General features: G+C 65.3%; 20 protein-coding genes. 11 read left to right on the top strand and 9 right to left on the bottom strand.

All coding sequences use genetic code 11. The features are described 5' to 3' along the window. The first annotated feature begins 64 nt into the window (after positions 1-64). Together AB1Z25_RS11485 and AB1Z25_RS11480 are read left to right on the top strand one after the other, a co-directional pair. Positions 65-412, top strand: a complete 348-nt coding sequence (locus AB1Z25_RS11485) for a hypothetical protein (protein WP_107798831.1) — start codon at positions 65-67, stop codon at positions 410-412. Positions 413-603: 191 nt separating this feature from the next. Next, on the top strand, positions 604-3,546 hold the full coding sequence (locus AB1Z25_RS11480; protein WP_486637299.1) for a DNA translocase FtsK: 2,943 nt from the start codon (positions 604-606) through the stop codon (positions 3,544-3,546). Between the two features lie 71 nt (positions 3,547-3,617). Here the strand turns inward: AB1Z25_RS11480 and AB1Z25_RS11475 are convergent, their stop codons facing one another. After that, on the bottom strand, positions 3,618-3,752 hold the full coding sequence (locus tag AB1Z25_RS11475; protein ID WP_019100128.1) for a hypothetical protein: 135 nt from the start codon (positions 3,750-3,752) through the stop codon (positions 3,618-3,620). Between the two features lie 159 nt (positions 3,753-3,911). Further along, positions 3,912-5,096, bottom strand: coding sequence for a vWA domain-containing protein (locus AB1Z25_RS11470; RefSeq protein WP_486637298.1), 1,185 nt, complete (start codon positions 5,094-5,096; stop codon positions 3,912-3,914). A gap of 102 nt (positions 5,097-5,198) precedes the next feature. Between AB1Z25_RS11470 and AB1Z25_RS11465 the strand changes: the two genes are divergently transcribed. From AB1Z25_RS11465 to AB1Z25_RS11455, 3 genes are read left to right on the top strand one after another with little or no spacing between them, the layout of a single operon-like run. After that, complete coding sequence (locus AB1Z25_RS11465; protein ID WP_486637297.1) at positions 5,199-6,626, top strand: coniferyl aldehyde dehydrogenase; 1,428 nt, start codon at positions 5,199-5,201, stop codon at positions 6,624-6,626. A 1-nt stretch (position 6,627) separates the two neighbouring features. Further along, positions 6,628-7,152, top strand: a complete 525-nt coding sequence (locus AB1Z25_RS11460) for a twin-arginine translocation signal domain-containing protein (RefSeq protein WP_227103382.1) — start codon at positions 6,628-6,630, stop codon at positions 7,150-7,152. Then, the gene (locus AB1Z25_RS11455) at positions 7,149-8,762 is read left to right on the top strand and encodes a GMC family oxidoreductase (protein WP_486637296.1); all 1,614 of its coding nucleotides are present in this window, start codon (positions 7,149-7,151) and stop codon (positions 8,760-8,762) included. Before AB1Z25_RS11460 ends, AB1Z25_RS11455 begins: the two co-directional genes overlap by 4 nt. A 75-nt stretch (positions 8,763-8,837) precedes the next feature. Here the strand turns inward: AB1Z25_RS11455 and AB1Z25_RS11450 are convergent, their stop codons facing one another. Continuing rightward, entirely contained in the window at positions 8,838-9,422 is a 585-nt protein-coding gene (locus AB1Z25_RS11450; protein ID WP_107798836.1) for a superoxide dismutase, read from the bottom strand. A gap of 118 nt (positions 9,423-9,540) precedes the next feature. Here AB1Z25_RS11450 and AB1Z25_RS11445 point away from each other — a divergent pair, with 118 nt between their 5' ends. Beyond that, the gene (locus AB1Z25_RS11445; protein ID WP_107798837.1) at positions 9,541-10,713 is read left to right on the top strand and encodes a BaiN/RdsA family NAD(P)/FAD-dependent oxidoreductase; all 1,173 of its coding nucleotides are present in this window, start codon (positions 9,541-9,543) and stop codon (positions 10,711-10,713) included. 145 nt (positions 10,714-10,858) lie between these two features. Here the strand turns inward: AB1Z25_RS11445 and AB1Z25_RS11440 are convergent, their stop codons facing one another. Continuing rightward, a complete protein-coding gene (locus AB1Z25_RS11440) occupies positions 10,859-11,197 on the bottom strand; it encodes a nuclear transport factor 2 family protein (RefSeq protein WP_107798838.1) in 339 nt (112 codons plus the stop codon). A gap of 156 nt (positions 11,198-11,353) precedes the next feature. Here AB1Z25_RS11440 and dnaB point away from each other — a divergent pair, with 156 nt between their 5' ends. From dnaB to AB1Z25_RS11425, 3 genes are all read left to right on the top strand, one after another. Beyond that, complete coding sequence (gene dnaB, locus AB1Z25_RS11435) at positions 11,354-12,763, top strand: replicative DNA helicase (RefSeq protein WP_107798839.1); 1,410 nt, start codon at positions 11,354-11,356, stop codon at positions 12,761-12,763. A gap of 172 nt (positions 12,764-12,935) precedes the next feature. Beyond that, positions 12,936-13,244: a (2Fe-2S) ferredoxin domain-containing protein gene (locus AB1Z25_RS11430; protein WP_107798840.1), complete on the top strand. Its 309-nt coding sequence runs from the start codon at positions 12,936-12,938 to the stop codon at positions 13,242-13,244. Then, complete coding sequence (locus tag AB1Z25_RS11425; protein ID WP_253313622.1) at positions 13,244-13,852, top strand: alpha/beta hydrolase; 609 nt, start codon at positions 13,244-13,246, stop codon at positions 13,850-13,852. Before AB1Z25_RS11430 ends, AB1Z25_RS11425 begins: the two co-directional genes overlap by 1 nt. Positions 13,853-13,912: 60 nt before the next feature. On the opposite strand, the gene rnk is transcribed toward AB1Z25_RS11425, so the two are convergent. The 5 genes from rnk to AB1Z25_RS11400 form a co-directional block, all read right to left on the bottom strand. Then, positions 13,913-14,317 carry a nucleoside diphosphate kinase regulator gene (rnk, locus tag AB1Z25_RS11420; RefSeq protein ID WP_107798842.1) on the bottom strand — a complete coding sequence of 135 codons (405 nt, stop codon included), beginning with the start codon at positions 14,315-14,317 and terminating at the stop codon, positions 13,913-13,915. 167 nt (positions 14,318-14,484) lie between these two features. Then, positions 14,485-15,342 (bottom strand): flagellin N-terminal helical domain-containing protein, encoded by an 858-nt coding sequence (locus tag AB1Z25_RS11415; RefSeq protein WP_486637295.1) that lies wholly within the window; start codon positions 15,340-15,342, stop codon positions 14,485-14,487. 156 nt (positions 15,343-15,498) lie between these two features. Further along, positions 15,499-16,293 (bottom strand): type I methionyl aminopeptidase, encoded by a 795-nt coding sequence (gene map / locus AB1Z25_RS11410; RefSeq protein ID WP_048415481.1) that lies wholly within the window; start codon positions 16,291-16,293, stop codon positions 15,499-15,501. A 99-nt stretch (positions 16,294-16,392) separates the two neighbouring features. Next, positions 16,393-17,772, bottom strand: a complete 1,380-nt coding sequence (gene dbpA, locus AB1Z25_RS11405) for an ATP-dependent RNA helicase DbpA (RefSeq protein WP_107801722.1) — start codon at positions 17,770-17,772, stop codon at positions 16,393-16,395. Between the two features lie 167 nt (positions 17,773-17,939). Then, complete coding sequence (locus AB1Z25_RS11400) at positions 17,940-19,568, bottom strand: methyl-accepting chemotaxis protein (protein WP_107798844.1); 1,629 nt, start codon at positions 19,566-19,568, stop codon at positions 17,940-17,942. A 241-nt stretch (positions 19,569-19,809) separates the two neighbouring features. Between AB1Z25_RS11400 and AB1Z25_RS11395 the strand changes: the two genes are divergently transcribed. Next, complete coding sequence (locus tag AB1Z25_RS11395; RefSeq protein ID WP_107798845.1) at positions 19,810-21,048, top strand: TIGR03862 family flavoprotein; 1,239 nt, start codon at positions 19,810-19,812, stop codon at positions 21,046-21,048. 189 nt (positions 21,049-21,237) lie between these two features. After that, positions 21,238-21,450, top strand: coding sequence for a sigma factor-like helix-turn-helix DNA-binding protein (locus AB1Z25_RS11390; protein ID WP_048415477.1), 213 nt, complete (start codon positions 21,238-21,240; stop codon positions 21,448-21,450). Positions 21,451-21,562 lie beyond the last annotated feature (112 nt).

Below are 21,562 nucleotides of genomic sequence, written 5' to 3'. Positions count from 1 at the left end.
GCGCTTTGAACCGCGGCCAGCCCAAAGCGGCAAACGATAACAACATCAAAGGGGATTAACTGTCATGGTTGCAAACACTGTTAAAGACAAGCTGCCGGCCGCCGCGTTGGCGACGGGCGCTTTTGACGCGGACGATGCCGATGTGCGCAACAATCTGGGGCTGATGGGCTTGTTGGATGTGAACTCCGGCGATGGCCGCTATCGCCTGACCGCGACGCTGGAGCCGGAAGTCGAAGGCGTGGACGACGTTCAGGCCTGGGTGTTGGAAATGGAGCTCGTGACCCTGGCCACCGGCCAGGTGCTGCGTTGCAAACAGGCCGGCGTCGCCTACGCCGGCCCCACGCCGGGCAGCCATCTGCGCCGCTTGTTGGCCAACGGTCAGCTGCAGGGGTATTTGCAACTGGCCGCCTAGCCGGACCGCGCCGCCAACAGGGATTAAGCCGCCGCATCATGCCGCGGCTTAATTTTTTTCTCCGCCTGGGCGCTCATCGTCCGCGCGCGCCTGCCGCGAACACTATAAAAAACGGTACAATCGCCGCAGTCGGGCTCGCAGCGGGTGCGGGTCCGGCCGTTAATTTTCGACATCGTCAGAGGTTGTGAACTGTGTGGTTTGTGCTGTGTGTGCTGCTGTTGGTGCTGGGTGCGCTGGCTTGGCTGGTGTATACCGGTCGCGTCGTCTTGTCCGAATGGACCCAAAAGCTGGATCGCTTGTTGGGCATGTCGCCGACGGAGCGTCATGAGCCGGACTACTTCGCGGAGGAGACCGACGCCGGGCCGCACGCCGCGGAGGCGTGGAGCCGTTCTCGGATCGAGCCGATCGTGCCCCGCGACGCGTCTCCCGCTTCAGCCGAGCCGGAGCCGGTCAGACCGTCCGCGCCGCAGCCGTCCCCTGAACGCGAAGCGCCGCCGGCCGCCGTCGAACGCGAAACCGTAGTCTTGCCGAAACGGCCGGCCGCGCCGCCGCAGGCCAAGCCGGAACTGCCGACGCTGGAACTGTCCCGCGAATACCGCAAGCGCGTGCGCCAGCCGTCGGCCGAGCAAGAACAGGCCAAGGATCTGCCGGTGATCGGCCTGCATGAGCTGCAACATAATCTGCAGTCGGATTACCGTCGCCGCCAGGCCTCCCGGGTTCTGACGCAGAGCGCCAAGGATCAGGGCGCGTCCGCCTTGCCGGTGATCGAGCCCAGCGAGGTGCGCGAGCAGTTGCGCCACATCCATTCCAAGCGCGGCAAAACCATGGCCGCGTCTCAAGCTTTCGTGATTCGCCCCCAGGCGCTCAAGCCGCAAGAGGCGGAGGAGCCGCAAATCGTGCCGCCGCCCGTGGTGCGGCATGAATTGCCGGCCAGCGCGCGGCCCGCGCATCACGGCTGGCTGTCTCCGCCGCCCGCGCAGGCGCGACCGGCGCCGCCGTTGATCGAGCCCGAAGTGGTGGCGTTCGAGGAGATGTCCGCGCCGATGGCGGAGATCGCGCCGCCTAGGCCGGAGGACGAGGCCCAGGCCCCGTCGTCGGAGCCGGCGTCGCCGGTATTCGCGCCGGTCGAGCCCGCCGCGCCGGCGTTTCTGCTTGACGTGGAGCCCAGGTCCGAGCAGGAATGGGTGCCGCCGCCGGCCGAGGCCGCGCTGCCGGCTCCCGCGGCCGACGAGGCGGCGTTGCCGCTTATCGACCCGGTTCCGGTTTCCGTTCCGCAGACCGTAGACGAAGCGGAGCCGACGCGGCCGCCGGAGCCGGCGCCGTGGCGCTGGCCGCAAACGCGCTCGGTTCTGGTGCAGGAGGATGAAAAGCCCGCGGTGGTGCAGCAGGCGGTGTTGCCGGCGGAAGAGCCGCCTTCGGCGGCGGCCGCGGCGCGGCAGCTGGCGGCCAAGCCCATGCCCTGGGTCTTGATCGAGCCGCCGGCGGCGGAAGCGAAGCCGGCGGAAGTCTTGGCCGAGCTTCGTCCGCCCTGGGACGCCGAGCCGGCGCCGGAGGCGCCCGAGGCATGGGCGCGGCAGGCGCAGGCCGAGGTGGAGCAGGCGGCGACGCCGGAAGCCAAAGCGGAAGCCAAGCCGCGGCCGGTATACGACGATTACGGTTTGCCGGGGCTGGATTTGCTGCGCCCGGCGGACGAGGCGACGGTGACGTGCTCGGAGGAGGAGTTGCTGGAGCGCGGCATCGTCATCGAGGAAAAGCTGGCCGAGTTCAAGGTCAAGGTCAGCGTGGTGGACGCTTACGCCGGCCCGGTGATCACCCGTTACGAGGTGGAGCCGGCGGTGGGCGTGCGCGGCAATCAGGTGGTCAATCTGATGAAGGATTTGTCGCGCGCGCTGGGCCTGGCCGCGATCCGGGTGGTGGAAACCATACCCGGCAAAACCTGCATGGGTCTGGAGCTGCCCAATCCCAAGCGCCAGATGATACGTTTGTCCGAGATCTTCTCCTCCGAAGTGTTCCAGCAGCCGCGTTCTCGCCTGACCCTGGCCTTGGGCAAGGACATCACCGGCCAGCCGGTGGCGATGGATCTGGCCAAGGCGCCGCATCTATTGGTGGCCGGCACCACCGGTTCCGGCAAATCGGTGGGCGTCAACGCGATGATTTTGTCCATGCTGTACAAGGCGCGGCCGGACGAAGTGCGCTTCATCATGATAGATCCCAAGATGCTGGAACTGTCGGTGTACAACGACATCCCGCATCTGCTGGCTCCGGTGGTCACCGATATGAAGCTGGCAGCCAACGCCTTGAACTGGTGCGTGGGCGAGATGGAGCGCCGCTACCGGCTGATGAGCGCGCTGGGCGTGCGCAATCTGGCCGGCTACAACGACAAGGTGAGCGAGGCCGAAGCCATGGGGCAGCGCATCGGCAATCCGTTCAGCCTGACGCCGGAAACGCCGGAGCCCTTGGAGGCGCTGCCCTTCATCGTAGTGGTGGTGGACGAGTTCGCCGATCTGATGATGGTGGCCGGCAAGAAGATCGAGGAATTGATCGCGCGGCTGGCGCAGAAGGCGCGCGCCGCCGGCATCCATTTGATCCTGGCCACTCAGCGGCCGTCGGTGGACGTGATCACCGGTCTGATCAAGGCCAATATCCCGACGCGGATCGCCTTCCAGGTGTCCAGCAAGGTGGACAGCCGCACCATTCTGGACCAGATGGGCGCGGAAAGCCTGCTGGGCCAGGGCGATATGCTGTTCCTGCCGCCGGGCACCGGCTATCCGCAGCGCGTGCACGGCGCCTTCGTCACCGACGACGAAGTGCACGCCATTGTCGAGCATCTGAAGCAGTTCGGCGAGCCCGATTACGTGGAAGGCCTGCTGACCGGCGAGAGCGAGGCGGAGGAGGAGTCCGCCGCGGCCACGGCCAAGGCGCAGGCGGCGACGGAAAGCGACCCGCTGTACGACGAGGCGGTGGAAATCGTGATGCGCACCCGCAAGCCGTCTATTTCATCGGTGCAGCGCCATCTGCGCATAGGCTATAACCGCGCCGCGCGGCTGATCGAGGAAATGGAAGCGGCGGGCATCGTCAGCCCGATGGAAAGCAACGGCAACCGGACGGTGCTGGTGCCGCAGCGCGAGTTCTGATCCGCGTGTCGCCGCATGAAAAAAGCGCGCCCTAGCGGCGCGCTTTTTCGTTTCTTATGCGTGGACGGGGGTCAGCGACGGCGCTGGTCCTGATCGTTGCGAATGCGGATCGGAGCCAGTTGGTCCTGGTCTTCCACCGGGCCGCTCAACATCTTGGCGACGACGACCACAGCGGCGATGAGGGCGAATAAAAGCAAAATTTCCATGGCATGGCTCCCCGAGGCTTGAGTACGAACTTGTTGGTGAAGACGATTGCCGGCCAACCGGCCTGGAAGCAAAGTCGTCTATGGCGGCCCCCTGTGATTTCATTCTGGAACACAAGCCGCCGCAAGCTCAAGTAATAATTTGTGTCGGAAAGTTAAAATTCAAGGCGCGCTGCGCTTCAGCACCCGCATCGCCTGATCAATGCCTTGCAACGTCAGCCCGTACATGCGCCCGGACATCAGTTGTCGCAGCATGTGCAGCGATTGGGTGTAGTCCCAGTGCGCTTCCGGCACCGGGTTGAGCCAGGCTGCGTGCTTGAAGTGAGCGAGCAGGCGGCGCAGCCAGACTTCCCCGGCCTCCTGGTTCATGTGTTCCACGCTGCCGCCCGGATAGCTGATCTCATAGGGGCTCATGGTGGCGTCGCCGACGATGATCAGTTTGTAATCGCCGCCGAAAGTATGGATCAGGTCCCAGGTGGGCAGGGTCTGGGTGTGGCGGCGGGCGTTGTCCTTCCATACCGCTTCGTAGACGCAGTTGTGGAAGTAGAAATACTCCAGGTGCTTGAACTCGGACTTCACCGCCGAGAACAGTTCCTCGCAGGCCTTGACGTGGTCGTCCATCGAGCCGCCGATGTCGAACAGCACCAGCACCTTGACCGCGTTGCGCAGCTCGCGCTGCATGCGCAGGTCCAGCATGCCGGCCTTGCCGGCGGTGGCGGCGATGGTGGCGTCCAGATCCAGCACTTCCTCGGCGCCGTCGCGGGCGAACTCGCGCAGCCGGCGCAGCGCGATCTTGAGATTGCGGGTGCCCAGCTCGACCGAGTCGTCGAAATTGCGGAATTCGCGCTGGTCCCACACTTTCACCGCGCGGCGATGGCGCGACTCATGCTGGCCGATGCGGATGCCGGCCGGATTGTAGCCGAAGGCGCCGAAGGGGCTGGTGCCGCCGGTGCCTATCCATTTATTGCCGCCCTGGTGCCGTTCCTGCTGCTCTTGCAGCCGCTGGCGCAGGGTGTCCATCAACTGCTCCCAGCCCAGCGCTTCCAGGCGGCGCTTGTCTTCCTCGGACAGGTGTTTTTCCACCTGCTTGCGCAGCCAGTCTTCCGGGATGCCGGTTTTCAGTTCGTCCAGCGCCAGCGACAGGCCTTTGAAATGGCTGCCGAACACTTGGTCGAAACGGTCGAAGTGTTTCTCATCCTTGATCAGCGCGGTGCGCGCCAGATAGTAAAACGCGTCCAGATCGCCGAAGGCGACGCGTTTTTGCAGCGCCTCCAGCAAGGTGAGGAATTCTTTCAGCGTGACCGGCAGGCCGGCCTCGCGCAGGGCGTAAAAAAAATCGATCAACATGGCGCGGCTAGAGGGTGACAGCGTGGGTGGGCGATGATATTCTTGTTTTAGAGTCACGGCTCTAAACAATCGTTCGGATACTGCTATCCTAAGGATAATACAATGAATGCCGCCGCCATGCCCATTTGCCGGGATGATCATCTGCAAGCGGAGTTTTCCCGCCTGTACCGCCTTAGCCGGGCTTCAGCGTTTCCGCCGCTGGAGCAGCGCCAGGATTGGCTCAAGCGCCTGGAGAGCATGTTGCAGGACAACCGCCAGGCTTTCGTCGACGCCATCAGCCAGGACTTCGGCCACCGCAGCGCGGTGGAAACCCGGCTGGCCGAGCTGTTTCCCTCGCTGGAGGCCATACGTTACGCGCGTCGGCGGCTGCGGCGCTGGATGCGGCCGGAACGGCGCGGGGTGTCTATGTGGTTCCAGCCGGCCGGCAATAGCGTGATGCCGCAGCCCTTGGGCGTCATCGGCGTGCTGGTGCCGTGGAACTATCCCTTGTTTCTGGCGCTGGGGCCGGTGGTGTCCGCCTTGGCGGCCGGCAACCGGGTGATGGTGAAGATGTCGGAATACACGCCGGCAACCGGCGCGCTGTTGCAGCGCCTGGCCGAGCGCTACCTGGGGCCGGAGGTGATGGTCGTGGTCAACGGCGACGCCGAACTGGCCCAAGACTTCAGCCGGCTGCCTTTCGACCATCTGTTCTTTACCGGCTCCACCGCGGTGGGCCGTCACGTCATGCGCGCGGCGGCGGAGAATCTGACGCCGGTGACCTTGGAGCTGGGCGGCAAATCGCCGGTCATCGTCGCCCGGGGCGCCGATCTGCGTCACGCGGCCGAGGCCATCGTCGCCGGCAAGATGCTGAACGCCGGCCAGACCTGCGTGGCGCCGGACTATGTGCTGGTCAACGATAAGGACCGCGAGGCTTTGCTGGACGAGTTGCGCGGCGCGGCGCGGCGCGCCTATCCGACGCTGGCGGACAATCCCGATTACAGCGCCATCATCAACGAGCGTCATTGCCAGCGCCTGTTGCAGTGGCTGGAGGAGGCGCGCGCGGCCGGCGCCGAGGTGGAGCAGATCAACCCGGCGGCGGAGGACTGGCGGCCCAGCCGCAAATTCCCGCTGACCCTGGTGCAGGGCTGCCCGGAAGACGCGACTTTGTTGCGGGAGGAGATTTTCGGGCCGATTCTGCCGGTGCTGAGTTACGACAAATTCGACGAGGCGCTGGCCTACGTCAACGCGCGGCCGCGGCCGCTGGCCTTGTATCTGTTCGACCGGGATGCGCTGCGCATAGAGAAAACCTTGCGCGAAACCGTGTCGGGCGGGGTGGCGATCAACGACATCGCCCTGCAGGTGGTGCAGGAGGATTTGCCTTTCGGCGGCGTCGGCCCGTCCGGGATGGGGCATTGCCACGCCAAGGAGGGCTTTATGGCCTTCTCCAAGCTCAAGCCGGTGTTCCGGCAAAGCCGCTGGGCCGGCACCGCCTTGACGCGCGCGCCTTATGGCGCCGGCGTGGAGCGGCTGTTGAAGTGGATGCTGCGCTGAGATGCTGAGCCGCCGCCAATTGCTCAAAACCGGTCTGGGCGGCGCCGCGGCCTTGGCGCTGGCCACTTTGTTGGCCTCGCCGCAGCCGGACGGCCCGGCCGAGGACTGGGCCAAGCCCTTGAAGCTGCGCGCCTTGACGCCGCGGGACGCCCAGTTGCTGGCGGCGATCGCCCCGGGCGTCTTGGGGGCGGGCGTTGCGCCGCCCGAGGACGTGGTGCGCGGCGTGGACCGCGCGGTGGCCGGCTTGCCGCCGGCGATGCGGGCCGAACTGCGTCAATTGCTGGATTTGCTCGGCAACCCCTGGGGGCGGCGCTGGATCGCCGGAGTGTCCGCGCCGTGGCGGCAGGCGTCGGTCGAGGACATCGAAGCCTTTCTGCGGCGCTGGCGCGGCAGCGTTTTTCCCTTGCTGCGCAGCGGCTATCAGGCCTTGCACCAATTGCTGAACGCGGCCTGGTACGGCAATCCGGCCAGTTGGCCGGCGCTGGGCTATCGGCAGCCGGCGGCGGTGATGGAGATGCTGCCGTGAGCCGCGCGACGATACCCGATCCGGTGGCCGCCGGCGTCGCCGCGGGCTGGAAGGCGCTGGACGGCGCGAGCCTGCCCGATCTGGAGCTGAGGGCCGATGTGGTCATCGTCGGCAGCGGCGCCGGCGGAGGCATGGCGGCCGAGCAATTGGCCGCGGCCGGGTTGGACGTGCTGCTGTTGGAGGAGGGCGGCCTGTACAGCTCGCGCGATTTTCGTCTGTTGGAAGCCAAGGCCTACCCGGAGCTGTATCAGGAGTCCGCCTGTCGCAAAACGGCGGACAAGGGGATTTCCATCCTGCAGGGCCGGGCCGTGGGCGGGAGCACCGTGGTCAACTGGACCAGTTCCTTCCGCACGCCGCCGGACACGCTGAACTGGTGGCGGGAGCGCCACCGTTTGAGCGGCGTGGGCGAGGAGGCGATGCGGCCCTGGTTCGAGCAAGCCGAGGCGCGGCTGGGCATCGCCGACTGGCTGCCGGACCCGAACCCCAACAACGCGGCGCTGGCCCGCGGCTGCGCGGCCTTGGGCATCGCCCATGCGCGCATCCGCCGCAATGTGCGCGGCTGTTGGAACCTGGGTTATTGCGGCATGGGCTGCCCCACCAACGCCAAGCAGTCCATGCTGGTGACGGCGATTCCCGCCGCGCTGGAGCATGGCGCCAGGCTGATCAGCCGGGCGCGGGTGGACCGGCTGCGCGCCAATGCCGCCAGAACCCGGCTGGAAGGGCTGGAAGGACGTTTTCTGGCGGCGGACGGGGTGGGGGAAACCGGGCGCCGCTTCAAGGTGAAGGCGGCTCAGGTGGTGCTGGCCGCCGGCGCCATCGGTTCGCCGGCCATCCTGCTGCGCAGCGGCCTGATCGATCCGGGCGGCCATACCGGGACGCGGACCTTTCTGCATCCGGTGCTGCTGTCGGCGGCCTTGATGCCGGAACCGGTGGAGCCGTTCAACGGCGCGCCGCAGACGGTGTACAGTGATCACTTCATGCATGTTCACGCGCTGGACGGCCCCTTGGGCTACAAGCTGGAGGTGCCGCCCATCCATCCCTTGCTGGCCGGCATCACCTTTCCCGGCTTCGGCGCGGCGCAGCCGGCCTTGCTGCGGCGCTTGCCGCATCTGCACGCGACGCTGGCCTTGTTGCGCGACGGTTTTCATCCGGAAAGCCGCGGCGGCCAGGTGCGCTTGCGCGGCGATGGTTCGCCGGAGCTGGACTATCCCTTGAACGAGGTCTTGTGGGAGGGCGCGCGCCGCGCCTGGTTGAGCATGGCCGAGATCCAGTTCGCGGCCGGCGCCAGGCAGGTGCTGACGGTGCACGAGCAGGCCGGCCTGGCCCGCAGCTGGGGCGAGGCCCGGGGCATGATTGCGGGGCTGACGCTCAAGCCCTTGCTGGCCAAGGTGGTCAGCGCTCATGTGATGGGGGGCTTGGCGATGTCGGGCGACGCCGAGTCCGGGGTGGTGGACGAATGGGGGCGGCATTGGCAACTGGACAATCTGACCGTGGTGGACGGTTCGGTGTTTCCCAGCAGCGTGGGGGCCAATCCGCAGCTGTCCATTTACGCCTTCGCCCTGCGCGCGGTGGCGGCCTTGCGGCAGCGGATGCAGGGCGTAAAAACCTGAGAGGCCATGGCGCGAGGGCGACAAAAAAGGGACCGCGGAGGTCCCTTTTGCATCAGGCTGTCAGGCAGCGTCGAATCAGGCGAAGTTCTTGGCGACGAAGTCCCAGTTCACCAGCTTCCAGAAGCTGTCCAGATAGTTCGGGCGGCTGTTGCGGTAATCGATATAATACGCGTGCTCCCACACATCACAGGTCAGCAGCGGCTTCTTGTCGGTGGTCAGCGGGGTGGCGGCGTTGCTGGTGGATACCAGGTCCAGCGAGCCGTCGGTGTTCTTCACCAGCCAGGCCCAGCCGGAACCGAAGGTGCCGATGGCGGTTTGGGTGAAGGCTTTCTTGAATTCGTCGTGGGAACCCCATTTGGCGTTGATGGCGTCGGCCAGCGCGCCGGTGGGCTTGCGCTCTTCGCCGGCGTTGGGGGCGAAGCCCAGCCAGTAGAAGGTGTGGTTCCAAACTTGGGCCGCGTTGTTGAAGATGCCGCCGGAGGATTTCTTCACGATCTCTTCCAGGGAGGCGTTTTCAAACTCGGTACCCTTGACCAGGTTGTTCAGGTTGGTGATGTAGGTCTGATGATGCTTGCCGTAGTGGAATTCCAGGGTTTCCTTGGAAATGTGCGGGGCAAGCGCGTCCAGCGCGTACGGCAGTTCCGGCAGTTTGTGTTCCATTATGCTCTCCTTGTTGAGAAAGTAAGCCGCATAAGCGGATGCTTTAGCCGCAAGTTTACTGGATTAAGCCGCTGGTCGCCAATAGTTGACTAAAAAAGTAAAGTAAGGATGAACGCCATTGCAGTATGATGTTATTGTCATTGGAGCCGGCGCCGCCGGCCTGATGTGCGCGGCCACCGCGGGCCAGCGCGGCCGGCGCGTGCTCTTGCTGGACCATGCGCGCAAGCTGGCCGAGAAGATCCGCATTTCCGGCGGCGGCCGCTGCAATTTCACCAATCTCCACGCCCGTTTCGACTGTTATCTGTCGGCCAATCCGCATTTTTGCCGTTCGGCGCTGGCGCAGTACACGCCGCAGGATTTCATCGCCATGGTCGAGCGCCACGGCATCGGCTATCACGAGAAAAAGCTGGGCCAGCTGTTCTGCGACGACGGCAGCGAACGCATCATCGCCATGCTGGACGAGGAGTGCCGGCTGGGCGGGGTGGACCGGCGCATGGAGGCGCAGGTTCTGCGGGTGAGCCGGGACGCGGACGGTTTCGCGTTGGAGACCGGCGCCGGCGTTTTTCGCGCGGCGTCGCTGGTGGTGGCGACCGGCGGTTTGTCCATCCCGCAGATCGGCGCGACGCCGTTCGGCTACCAGTTGGCCGAACAGTTCGGCCTGGAGCTGACGCCGCTGACGCCGGCCCTGGTGCCGCTGACCTTTCATGTGGAGGACGCGGAAGCGTTCGCGCCGTTGGCCGGCGTGTCTTTGGAAGTGGAAGCGCGCGCCGGCAAGGGGCGCTTCCGCGAGAACGTGTTATTCACTCACAAGGGCGTGTCCGGCCCGGCCATTCTGCAAGTGTCGTCCTATTGGCAGCCGGGCATGACGCTGGAACTGGACCTGCTGCCGGACGCGGACGCCGCGGCCTGGCTGGAGCAAAAGGCGGGCAGCGAGCAGCTTATCGCCAACGCGCTGGCCGAGTTCGGCTGGCCCAAGCGCTTCGCCGAGGCCTGGCTTGAGCGCGAGGGCTGCAATAAGCGGCTGAAGGACTTGTCGCCCAAGCAGCGTCAGCAGCTGGCCGAGCGCTTGCACGGCTGGCGGGTCAAGCCCAACGGCACGCAAGGCTATAAAAAGGCCGAGGTGACGCTGGGCGGGGTGTCGACCAAGGCGCTGTCGTCCAAGACCATGATGGCCAACGCGGTGCCCGGCCTGTTCTTCATCGGCGAGGTGGTGGACGTCACCGGCTGGCTGGGCGGCTACAATTTCCAGTGGGCCTGGTCGTCAGGCTATGTGGCCGGGATGCATTGCTGATCTTGGAGCCTGTTTATGATCTCGCGAGCAAGGGCGAGACAAGGCGAAAACGGCTGAAAAAGCGGAGTGTACATACGGTACATGAGCATTTTGAAGATGTTTTCAACGCCGTATCGCCGACGCGTAGCAGATCGTAAACAGGTTCTTAGTCCGCCGCCAGAAACCACACGTTCTGGATCTTGCCGTCGATGATTTCATAGACGGCCGCCACTTCGAAGGGCTGCTCGGCCACGCCGCTAACGCGTTCGTGGTCGATTACCTTGTTGCCGAACTCGATGCGTTTGACCAGTTCGGCGTGCAGGTCCGGCAAGTTGAAGCGTTGGCCGGCGTAGAAATCTCTCAGGGCGGCTTTGCCGCGCAGGCTGGGTTCCGCGCCGGGCAGCCGGTACACCGTCACGTCGTCGGCGTAGACGGCGAGGAAGGGCTCCAGCTGGCGTTGGTTGTAAGCGTCGAGTTGTCTTTGGACGAGGGCGGTGGGCGTCATGGCGGCTCCAGATGAACGAAGCTTCGATGCTGGGGCCGCGCGGGGCGCTTGTCAACGCATGCTCAGCGAGTGGCGGTTTCGGGTTAAAATCGGGTTTTGCCTGATCCAGGCTTGCTTCATTCGCGCGGCCAGGCCGCGCCATCACTCCGAGTCTACATGACTGAATCGTACGAGAATTTTGACAGCGAGATGGCGGCGATCCGCACGCCGCCTCATTCGATCGAAGCCGAGCAATCGGTGCTGGGCGGCTTGTTGCTGGACAACAGCGCCTGGGACAAGATCGCCGACGTGGTGTCCGAGGCGGACTTTTACCGCCATGACCACCGGCTGATCTACAAACACGTGGCCAGGCTGGTGGAATTGGCGCGTCCGGCCGACGTGGTCACCGTTTCCGAAAGCCTGGACAAGAACGGCGAGCTGGGCAATATCGGCGGCCTGTCCTATCTGGCCACGCTGGCGCAGAACACGCCGTCCGCCGCCAATATCCGCCGCTACGCCGAGATCGTGCGCGAGCGCTCCATCATGCGCCAGCTGGCGCTGGTGGGTACCGAGATCGCCGAGGCCGCCTACGCGCCGATGGGGCGCGACGCCTCGCAGCTGCTGGACGAGGCCGAGGGCAAGGTGTTCCAGATCGCCGAATCCACCGCCAAGTCCAAGCAGGGTTTCCTGGAAATGCCGGGCCTGTTGAAAGAGGTGGTGGAGCGCATCGACATGCTCTACAGCCGGGAGAACCCGGACGAGGTCACCGGCGTGCCCACCGGCTTCATTGATCTGGACGCCAAGACCTCGGGCCTGCAAGCGGGCGATCTGATCATCGTCGCCGGACGTCCGTCCATGGGCAAGACCGCGTTCTCGATGAATATCGCCGAGCACGTGGCGGTGGAGCAGCATCTGCCGGTGGCGGTGTTCTCGATGGAGATGGGCGGCACGCAGCTGGTGATGCGTATGCTGGGTTCGGTGGGGCGGCTGGATCAGCACACGCTGCGCACCGGCAAGCTGGGCGACGACGACTGGCAGAAGCTGACTTACGCGATAGGCAAGCTGTCCGAGGCGCCGATGTACATCGACGAAACCGCGGCGCTGACCGCGCTGGAAGTGCGCGCGCGCGCGCGCCGTCTGGCGCGCCAGCACGGCGGCAAGCTGGGTCTGATCGTGATCGACTACTTGCAGCTGATGTCGGGCTCGGGCCGCGGCGACAACCGCACCGCCGAGCTGGGCGAGATTTCGCGCGGCCTGAAAGGCCTGGCCAAGGAGCTGCAGGTGCCGGTGATCGCGCTGTCCCAGCTGTCGCGGGCGGTGGAGCAGCGTCCCAACAAGCGGCCGATGATGTCGGACTTGCGAGAATCCGGCGCCATCGAGCAGGATGCCGACTTGATCGTCTTCATGTACCGGGAAGAGTATTACAACCCGGAGAACCAGGAAGTGAAGGGCCTGGCCGAGGCCATCATCGGCAAGCACCGTAACGGTCCCACCGGCGCGGTGCGGCTGGCCTTCGTCGGCAAGTACGCCAAGTTCGACAACGCCGCCACGCTGGGCGTCAGCGGTTGGGCGGACAGCGACTCCTAAGAACCTGTTTACGATCTGCTGCGCGTCGGCGATACGGCGTTGAAAATGGTTTCGAAATGCTCATGTACCGTCTGTACACTCCGCTTTCTCAACCGTTTTCGCCTTGTCTCGCCTTGGCCCGCGAGATCGTAAACACGTTCTAAGATGGTTCTGTGAGCATACGAGGCATTCCATGAGCTTTTTCGACAAGCATGTATTCATCTGCTGTAATCAGCGCGCCGGCTGCGAGGATTGCTGCAATAATCACGGCGCCAGCGAACTGCTGGGCTATATGAAGGACAAGGTCAAGGCCCTGGGCCTGGCCGGCGAGGGCAAGATCCGCGTCAACAAGGCGGGCTGTCTTGGGCGCTGCGACGACGGCCCGGTGATGGTGGTGTATCCGGAGGAGACCTGGTACACCTTCGTCGACAAGGAAGACATCGACGAAATCGTCGCCGAGCACATGGTGGGCGGGCGCGTGGTGGAAAGGTTGAAGATCTGATGTTGAAGGCGATGAACAAGCAAGTGGTGGCCGGGCCCGCCGGCGGTCTGGAAACCATCGTGGTGGCGGCCCAGGCCGAGGCGCGCGGCATTGCGGTGATCTGCCATCCCAACCCGCTGCAGGGCGGCACCAACACCAACAAGGTGGTGCAGACCGCGGCCAAGGCCTTGTCGCAGCTGGGCTATGTCTGCTACTGCCCGAATCTGCGCGGCGTGGGCGACAGCGAGGGACAGCACGATTACGGCATCGGCGAGGTGGAGGACGTGATCGCCGTGGTGGAACACGCGCGCCGCGAGCAGGGCGATCTGCCGCTGGCGCTGGCCGGTTTTTCCTTCGGCGGCTTCGTCGCGGCGCGCACCCGCGCGCGCATAGCGTCGGACAAATTGCTGCTGATGGGCGTGGCGGTGGGCAAGTACGAAACGCCGACGCCGGAGGTGCCGGCCGATGCGCTGGTGATTCACGGCGAGGAGGACGAGGTGATTCCGCTGTCCGCGGTGATGGAATGGGCGCGGCCGCAAGGTTTGCCGGTGGTGGTGTTTCCCGGCGCCGGCCATTTCTTCCATGGCCGCCTGGTGCAGCTGGCGCAGACGATTCAGCGCTGTTGGTAGGGCGTCGTCAGGCCCTGGCGCAAAAAAACCGGTCATCCATGCGATGGCCGGTTTTTTTTATCAGCGGTGCAGTTCGCCCGCGGCTTCTGGCTGGTAGGTGACTTCCAACACCTTCAGGCGGATGCTGCCGGCCGGCGTCGGCCAATCTATGCTCTGTCCGGCGGAGAGGCCGAGCAGCGCGGCGCCGATGGGCGCCAGCACCGAGATCTTGCCCTGTTCGCTGTCCGCTTCGCGCGGGTAGACCAGGGTCAGGGTTTTTTCCTGGGCGTCGTCCAGCTTGACCCGCGCGCAGCTGTTCATGGTGATGATGCCGGCGGGCATGGCGGCGGGCTCCACCACATCGGCGCGCTCCAGCTCGGCTTCCAGCGCGGCCGCGGTGGGGTGGCCGCTCTCGCAATCCTCCAGCAGCGCGGCGAGGCGCTCATAGTCCAGAGAGGACACCGTGATGGCCGGGCTTGTCGACATATGCAACTCCTTCAGATAGACAAAGGGCACCGCAGGGTGCCCGATGATTTAGTGCGCGAAAAGCGTGTGTGCCAATGATATCGCTTGTAACCGCGTGTAACAAGGCTTGGCGGCGCAATCGCCGCTAATACTGGGCTTTGGGCCGGGGGGAGCCCCGGCCTCGCGCTTTAGCCCAGCAGGGACAGCGCCGCGCGCGGGCCGACATTGGCCTGAGCCTGGGCGGCGAGGCCGGTTTGCCCCAGGATCTGTTTGGCCGCCAGCTGCGCCGTCGCGGCGGCGAAGTCGGTGTCGCTGATCCGGCTATTGGCGGCGGCGGTGTTGACCGAGGCGGTTTGCAGATTGTTGATGCTGGCCTCGAAACGGTTGCTGATCGAGCCCAGCGTGCTGCGGGTGTTGGCCAGGGTGTTCAGATCGGCGTTGGTGCTTTGCTGCGCGGCCAGCGCGCCGGCCTGGGTGCTGATGTCTATGGTGCCGGTGGCGTTCAGATTGGCGTTGTAGCTGTTGAGCCCGCCGCTGGCCGGCGCGGCGGACAGATTGACGCCGGAGATGTTCACCTGGTTGTCCGCGCTGCCGTTGGGGCCCACCTGGAAGGTGGTGGAGGCGTTGCTGTTCAGCAGCGGGGTGCCGTTGAATTCGGTGCTTTGCACGATGGCGGAGTTGGCCTGGGTCAGCTGGTCCACCTGCTGTTGCAGCGCCTGGCGGTTGCTGGAGCTGAGCGCGCCGTTGCCGGCCTGGATCGCCAGCTCCTGGATTTGCTGGGTATTACTTTGCAGCTGATTGAGCGCGCCGTCGGCGGTTTGCGCCAGCGAGATGCCGTCGTTGGCGTTGTTGATCGCCTGATTGTTGCCGTTGATCTGGGCCAGCAGCGCTTCGGAAATGGCGGCGTTGGCCGGATTGTTGGCGGCGTTGTTGGTGGTCTTGCCGGCCGAGAGTTGAGCCAGCAGCTTGTCTTTGGCTTTCTGGGTCTGGTTCAGCTGGTTCTGCCCCTGCAGCGCGCTCAGATTGCTATTGATGGTCAGTGCCATGGCCGGCTCCCGCTGGATGTGGTTTCACTTCTTCAGTGTAAGAAAGCGCGCGGGGCAGGGCAAGCCGGGTTTTGGGTAAAGTCGCGTCGCGGCGGATGGCGCGGGCATGGGCGTGAAAAAGCCCGGCGGCGCCGGGCTGGGGATGGCGTTTCCGGCTTATTTGCCGGGCTTGGGCGGCGTGCCCGCGGACTGGGTCAGGATCTCGTAGCCGCTGTCGGTGACCAGCACGGTGTGCTCCCATTGCGCGGACAGGCTGCGGTCCTTGGTGACCACGGTCCAGCCGTCGCCCAGCATGCGCAGGTGGCGCTTGCCCTGGTTGATCATGGGCTCGATGGTGAAGATCATGCCGGCCTGCAGTTCCAGCCCGGTGCCGGGGCGGCCGTAGTGCAGCACTTGCGGCTCCTCGTGGAATTTGGTGCCGATGCCGTGGCCGCAGAATTCCTGCACCACGCTGTAGCCGGAGTTTTCCGCGTGCTGCTGGATGGCGTAGCCGATATCGCCCAGCGTGGCGCCCGGCTTGACCTTGTCGATGCCGCGCCACATGCATTCGTAAGTGATGCGGGACAGGCGGCGGGCGTGTTCGCTGACGTTGCCGACGTGGTACATGCGGCTGGTGTCGCCGTGGTAGCCGTCCTTGATCACGGTGACATCCAGATTCATGATGTCGCCGCTCTTCAGGGGCTTGTCGTTCGGGATGCCGTGGCAAATCACGTGGTTGACCGAGGTGCACACGGATTTGGGGTAGGGATTGTGGCCGTCCGGCGCGTAGTTCAGCGGCGCCGGGATCGCGCCCTGCTCATTGACGATGTAGTCGTGGCACAGCTTGTCGATGGCTTCGGTGGTGACGCCGGGCTTGATGAAGGGGGTGATGTAGTCGAGGACTTCCGACGCCAGGCGGCCGGCGATCCGCATCTTTTCGATGTCTTGGGCGTTTTTCAGTTGGATGCTCATGGGATTCTGGTGATGTGCGTGTCTGCGGCTAATGAGACGTATTCTAGCAAAAACGCCCCCGGCCCGGCAGTGCTTGTCGGGCCGGGGGCGCGTCGTCGTTCAAATCAGGCGCATCTTGAACTGCTTGCCCTTGATCTTGCCGGCGGACAAGCGCTCCAGCGCCTGCTCGGCGATGGCGCGGTCCAGCGCGACGAAGCTGGCGAATTCGAAGATGCTGATCTTGCCGATCTGGGCGCCGCTAAAGCCGGCGTCGCCGGTCAGCGCGCCGAGGATGTCGCCGGGGCGCAGTTTTTCGCGCTTGCCGCCGGCGATTTCCAGCGTGACCATCGGCGGCAGCAGCGGGCCGCCGGGGGCCGGGGTCAGCTGTTCCAGCTTGGCCCAGGTCAGCGGCGCCTGCTGATAGCTTTCGATCAGCGCCAGCCGCTTGTCGTCGTTGTCGGCGGTCAGGGTCAGCGCCAGACCCATCGCCTCGCCGCGGCCGGTGCGGCCGATGCGGTGGATGTGGATTTCCGGATCATGGGTGACGTCGACGTTGATGACCAGGTCCAGTTCCTTGATGTCCAGGCCGCGCGCGGCGACATCGGTGGCCACCAGCACGGTGGCGCTCTTGTTGGCGAAGCGCAGCAGGATCTGGTCGCGTTCGCGCTGCTCCAGGTCGCCGTACAGCGCCAGCGCGCTGAAGCCGCGCGCCTGCAGGTCTCGCACCAGCTCCTTGCAGCGTTCCTTGGTGTTGCAGAAGGCCAGCGCGGACGTCGGGCGTAGGTGCCGCAGTATGGTGGTGACGGTTTCCAGCCGCTGTTCCGGCTTGATCTTGTAGAACCATTGTTCGATGCGTTCGCCGCTGTGCAGCGACTCCACCTGGATTTCCTGCGGCCGGCGCATGAATTGGGCGCTGATCTTGCGGATGTTTTCCGGATAGGTGGCGGAGAACATCAGCGTCTGGCGCTGGCGCGGGCAGGCGCGCACGATGCCGACGATTTCCTCGATGAAGCCCATGTCCACCATGCGGTCCGCCTCGTCCAGCACCAGGGTGCCGACGCCGGACAGATTCAGCGAGCCGCGGAACAGGTGATCCTGCAGCCGGCCGGGGGTGCCCACCACGATGTGGGCGCCGTGTTCCAGCGAGCCGATTTGCGGGCCCATCGGGCTGCCGCCGGTCAGGGTAACCACTTTGACATTGTCTATGCTGCGCGCCAGCCGGCGGATTTCCTGCGCTACCTGGTCGGCCAGCTCACGGGTGGGGCAGAGCACCAGCGCTTGCACGCCGAACCAGCGCGGGTTCAAGCGCGCCAGGATGCCGAGTCCGAAAGCCGCTGTCTTGCCGCTGCCGGTCTTGGCCTGGGCGATCAGGTCCTGGCCGTCCAGGATGGCCGGCAGGCTGGCCGCCTGGATGGCGGTCATGCTGTGGTAGCCCAGGCTGTCCAGATTGGACAAGAGGGCGGCGGACAGGGGCAGGGTGGAGAAAGCGGCTTTTTTCACAATGACTTGGCGTATTACGGTATCGGGCTGCGAGTGTAACAGGCCGGCGGCCAACGGCCAAATCGGATATCCGCCGCCGGCGGATTTATTTCGGCTCCAGCCCGCAAGAAGGCGGAGGCCCCGCGCGAACGGGGCCGAAATTGACTGGCGGCTCCATGGAGTTGGATTCACACGGTGAAGCGCGACACCGATTCCGTCAGCCGCTGGGCCAATTGTTCCAGTTGTTCGGCGGCGTTCACGGTTTGGCCGATCTCCTGATCGTTGGTCTGCGCCATTTCGGCGATGGCGTCTATGCTGCCGGTCACGGATTGGCTGGCGGCGCGCTGCTGCTCGGTGACGGCGACGATCTGGCGCAGGCCCTGGCGCACCTCGGCCACCGATTGATTGGCGGCGTCCAGCACGCTGGACACGCTGTCGGCGGACTGGCGGCTGGCGGCCAGCGAGCTGAGGCCGGCGTTGACCGCGGCGCGCACCGCGTCGGTTTTCTGGTTGAGCGCGCCGGTCACGGCGTCGATCTCGCTGGCGGAGCGGGCCGATTTCTCCGCCAGCTTGCGCACCTCGTCGGCCACCACCGCGAAGCCGCGGCCCTGTTCGCCGGCGCGCGCGGCCTCGATCGCCGCGTTCAGCGCCAGCAGATTGGTCTGTTCGGCGATCTCGCGCACTTCCTTGGTCATATTGGTGATGCTGGAGGTGGAACTGGCCAGCTCGGTTTCCGCCTGCGCCATCAGCCGCACCGCCTGCTCCACCTGGCTGACTTCGCGTTGCAGCTGGCTCAGGCTGGCGCGGCCGTCTTCGGAGCGTTGCAGGCTCTGGTCGGCTTCGGCGCTGACGTCCTCGGCCTTGCCGGCGATTTCGCCGATATGGCTGGCCAGCTGCTCCACCGCGCCGGCGGCGGACTGGGACTGGCGGTTTTGCCTGTGCGAGCTTTCCGCCAGGTGGGCGGCGCCGTCGGCCAACTGGCGCGAGGACTGCGACACCGCGCCGGCGGAGGCGCCGACATGGCGCACCAGCTCGGCGATGGCGGCCAGCATCTGGTTGAAGCGCAAGGCGGTGTCGCCGATTTCGTCGCGGCTGCGCACCGGCAGCCGTCGCGTCAGGTCGCCTTCGCCCTGGGCCAGTTCGGCGAGCCCGGCCGACATCGCCTGCAGCGGGCGGGTGACGAGGCGGCGCGCCAGCAGGAAGACCACCGCCATCAGGGGCAGGGAAGCCAGGATGGCGAACAGAATGCTCTGATCGCGGAAACGGCTGACCGAGGCGTAAGGCTTCTCCAGGGAGACGCGCATGCTGACCACGCCCAGCGGCGTCTTGTCCGCCACCTGGTGGCACATCATGCAGTTTTTGCCCAGATAGTTGCGCGAGGCCAGCGCCGGATAGACCACGCGCAGATGTTCGCCCAGCGCCGGCGTGGATTCAATCCGGATATGAGGCTTGCCGTCCCGCAGCGCCTGTTGCTCCACCGCGTCGCCGTTCAGATTCTTGTCGCCGGCGTTGCCGGGGCCGAACTGCTTGCTGACGGCCGGGGCGCGGATCACCCTCAGATCGCGCACCGCGGACAGTTCCTTGATCTGGTCCAGAAAAACGTCGCGTTGGCCCACGGTGCCGGTAATCATCATGCCGGTGAGCCCGGCCATGGTCATTTCATTCATGCTGTGGGCCAGGTCTTGCGCCTGTTCCACGGCGATGTCCCGGCTGACGCTGGTTTCCCAGGCAATCAGCCCGCTCCAGGCCAGGACCAGGCAGCACCATACCGCCATGGTCAGTTTCAGCCAGATCGGCCAATCGGAAAATTTGCGCATGCGTGTGCGGACGGAGGGTCCGTTCTCCCGGTGTGTTTGTAGAATCGCGCGATTGCCGCTATAGGTTTATTGAAATGGGTCGCAGCGCGATGGTAGTGATTTGATGACGTAGGAATGTTGGTTTAAATCAAACTTATAGTTAAAACGATTAGGCTTGGGTTTGCGGCGGTTTTCTGTGAAAATCCCGCCCTCGCCGCAGTTTGGGCGCATTCTTCACCATGGATTTCAAGGAGCGCAGTATATGGGTGACACAAGCGGACGCCGCGTAGCCATCATCGGCGGCGGGCCGGCCGGCCTGGCCGCCGCCGAGCAACTGGCGGCGGCGGGCGTGCGGGTCGATGTCTACGACGCGATGCCGTCGGTCGGCCGCAAATTCCTGCTGGCCGGCGTGGGCGGCATGAACATCACCCATTCCGAGCCCCACGCCAGCTTTGTGCAGCGCTACGGCGCTCACAGCGCCGAGTTGCGGCCCATGCTGGACGTGTTCAACGGCGAGCATGTGCGCGCCTGGGTGCACGGCCTGGGCATAGAAACCTTCATCGGCAGTTCCGGCAAGGTGTTTCCCAAGGAAATGAAGGCGGCGCCGCTGCTGCGCTCCTGGCTGACGCGCTTGCGCGAGGCGGGAGTGAGCTTCCACGTGCGCCATCGTTTCCTGGGCTGGGACGAGCGCGGCCGCCTGCGGCTGTCGTCGCCGGACGGCGAGCGCCTGGCCGAGGCCGACGCCGTGGTGCTGGCCATGGGCGGCGGCAGCTGGCGCAAGCTGGGTTCGGACGGCAGCTGGGCGGCGATGCTGCGGGAGCGCGGCGTGGAGGTGTCCAAGCTGCAGCCGTCCAACTGCGGCTTCGACGCCGGCTGGAGCGAGTATTTCGCCGACAAGTTCGCCGGCGCGCCGTTGAAATCGGTGACTTTGCAGTTCCATCCGGCCGTCGGTCATCCGTTCAGCCGCCGCGGCGAGTTCGTCATCACCGCCGGCGGCGTGGAGGGCAATCTGATTTACGCCTGCTCCGGCGCCATCCGCGACGAAATCGCGCGCAGCGGCGCGGCCTTGTGTTATCTGGACTTGATGCCGGACTGGAGCTTGCAGCGCATTCTGGGCGAGGTGGCGCGGCCGCGGGGTTCGCGTTCGATGTCCAGCCATTTGCAAAGCCGCTTGGGTCTGAAGGGCGTGCGCATGGGCTTGCTGCGCGAATGCCTGGACAAGGACGTGTTCAACGACCCCGCCAAGCTGGCTGAGGGCATCAAGGCCTTGCCGTTGCGCTTGCTGGCGCCGCGGCCGCTGGACGAGGCGATCAGCACCGCCGGCGGCGTGACCTTCGGCGCGCTGGACGACAATCTGATGTTGCAGGCGATGCCCGGCGTGTTCTGCGCAGGCGAGATGCTGGATTGGGAAGCGCCCACCGGCGGTTATCTGCTGACCGCCTGCTTCTCCACCGGGCGCGCCGCCGCCGGCGGCGTGCTGCGCTGGATGCGGCAGGCTTGAAGCCTGTTGCGTCCACGCCAGCGCAATAGGTGGCGACTGCGTGTTTACACGGAGCGCTGCCTGCATTTTTTTTGCAAGCCCCTATACTGGTAATGTCGCGCGAAACGCGCGGCCACGTCATTGTCGAGAAAGCCGCCCACTGCATGGATTGTCATGATGCGAAGGCGAACGCCTGAGGAGAACAGCGCGATGAAGCTTGACGATTTCAACCAGGTGGCCGATCTGATCGGCCTGAAAAAACGCTCGCGCGAAGCGGTGTGGCTGATGGAGGTGGAGGGCATGACCGGCTACTTCGCCGCCCAGCAAATGGACATCAGCGAGTCCACCGTGTCCCGCGCTCACAGCCGCTTCCGCCGCGCGCTGCAAAAAATCAACGCTCTGGCAGGCCATCTGCCCTTGTAAAGCCGCCATCGCGGCGCTGACGAAGCCCGGCCTCGGCCGGGCTTCGTCGCATTCAGGCTGTTCCTTGTGCCGGGGAGGGCCGGTGCCGCTGCCGCCGTCGACGGCATCTGGA

Source organism: Chromobacterium sp. HL1 (assembly GCF_057418835.1).
This window is presented reverse-complemented; position numbering and strand designations above follow the sequence as displayed.

What these genes read in the sequence shown, in the direction of transcription:
- AB1Z25_RS11400 (WP_107798844.1), bottom strand. Translation starts at nt 19,568, where the DNA reads ATGCGCAAATTTTCCGATTGGCCGATCTGGCTGAAACTGACCATGGCG.
- rnk (WP_107798842.1), bottom strand. Translation starts at nt 14,317, where the DNA reads ATGTCGACAAGCCCGGCCATCACGGTGTCCTCTCTGGACTATGAGCGC.
- AB1Z25_RS11485 (WP_107798831.1), top strand. Translation starts at nt 65, where the DNA reads ATGGTTGCAAACACTGTTAAAGACAAGCTGCCGGCCGCCGCGTTGGCG.
- AB1Z25_RS11390 (WP_048415477.1), top strand. Translation starts at nt 21,238, where the DNA reads ATGAAGCTTGACGATTTCAACCAGGTGGCCGATCTGATCGGCCTGAAA.
- map (WP_048415481.1), bottom strand. Translation starts at nt 16,293, where the DNA reads ATGAGCATCCAACTGAAAAACGCCCAAGACATCGAAAAGATGCGGATC.
- AB1Z25_RS11395 (WP_107798845.1), top strand. Translation starts at nt 19,810, where the DNA reads ATGGGTGACACAAGCGGACGCCGCGTAGCCATCATCGGCGGCGGGCCG.
- AB1Z25_RS11475 (WP_019100128.1), bottom strand. Translation starts at nt 3,752, where the DNA reads ATGGAAATTTTGCTTTTATTCGCCCTCATCGCCGCTGTGGTCGTCGTC.
- dnaB (WP_107798839.1), top strand. Translation starts at nt 11,354, where the DNA reads ATGACTGAATCGTACGAGAATTTTGACAGCGAGATGGCGGCGATCCGC.
- AB1Z25_RS11415 (WP_486637295.1), bottom strand. Translation starts at nt 15,342, where the DNA reads ATGGCACTGACCATCAATAGCAATCTGAGCGCGCTGCAGGGGCAGAAC.
- AB1Z25_RS11470 (WP_486637298.1), bottom strand. Translation starts at nt 5,096, where the DNA reads ATGTTGATCGATTTTTTTTACGCCCTGCGCGAGGCCGGCCTGCCGGTC.
- AB1Z25_RS11440 (WP_107798838.1), bottom strand. Translation starts at nt 11,197, where the DNA reads ATGACGCCCACCGCCCTCGTCCAAAGACAACTCGACGCTTACAACCAA.
- AB1Z25_RS11430 (WP_107798840.1), top strand. Translation starts at nt 12,936, where the DNA reads ATGAGCTTTTTCGACAAGCATGTATTCATCTGCTGTAATCAGCGCGCC.
- AB1Z25_RS11465 (WP_486637297.1), top strand. Translation starts at nt 5,199, where the DNA reads ATGAATGCCGCCGCCATGCCCATTTGCCGGGATGATCATCTGCAAGCG.
- AB1Z25_RS11450 (WP_107798836.1), bottom strand. Translation starts at nt 9,422, where the DNA reads ATGGAACACAAACTGCCGGAACTGCCGTACGCGCTGGACGCGCTTGCC.
- AB1Z25_RS11425 (WP_253313622.1), top strand. Translation starts at nt 13,244, where the DNA reads ATGTTGAAGGCGATGAACAAGCAAGTGGTGGCCGGGCCCGCCGGCGGT.
- AB1Z25_RS11460 (WP_227103382.1), top strand. Translation starts at nt 6,628, where the DNA reads ATGCTGAGCCGCCGCCAATTGCTCAAAACCGGTCTGGGCGGCGCCGCG.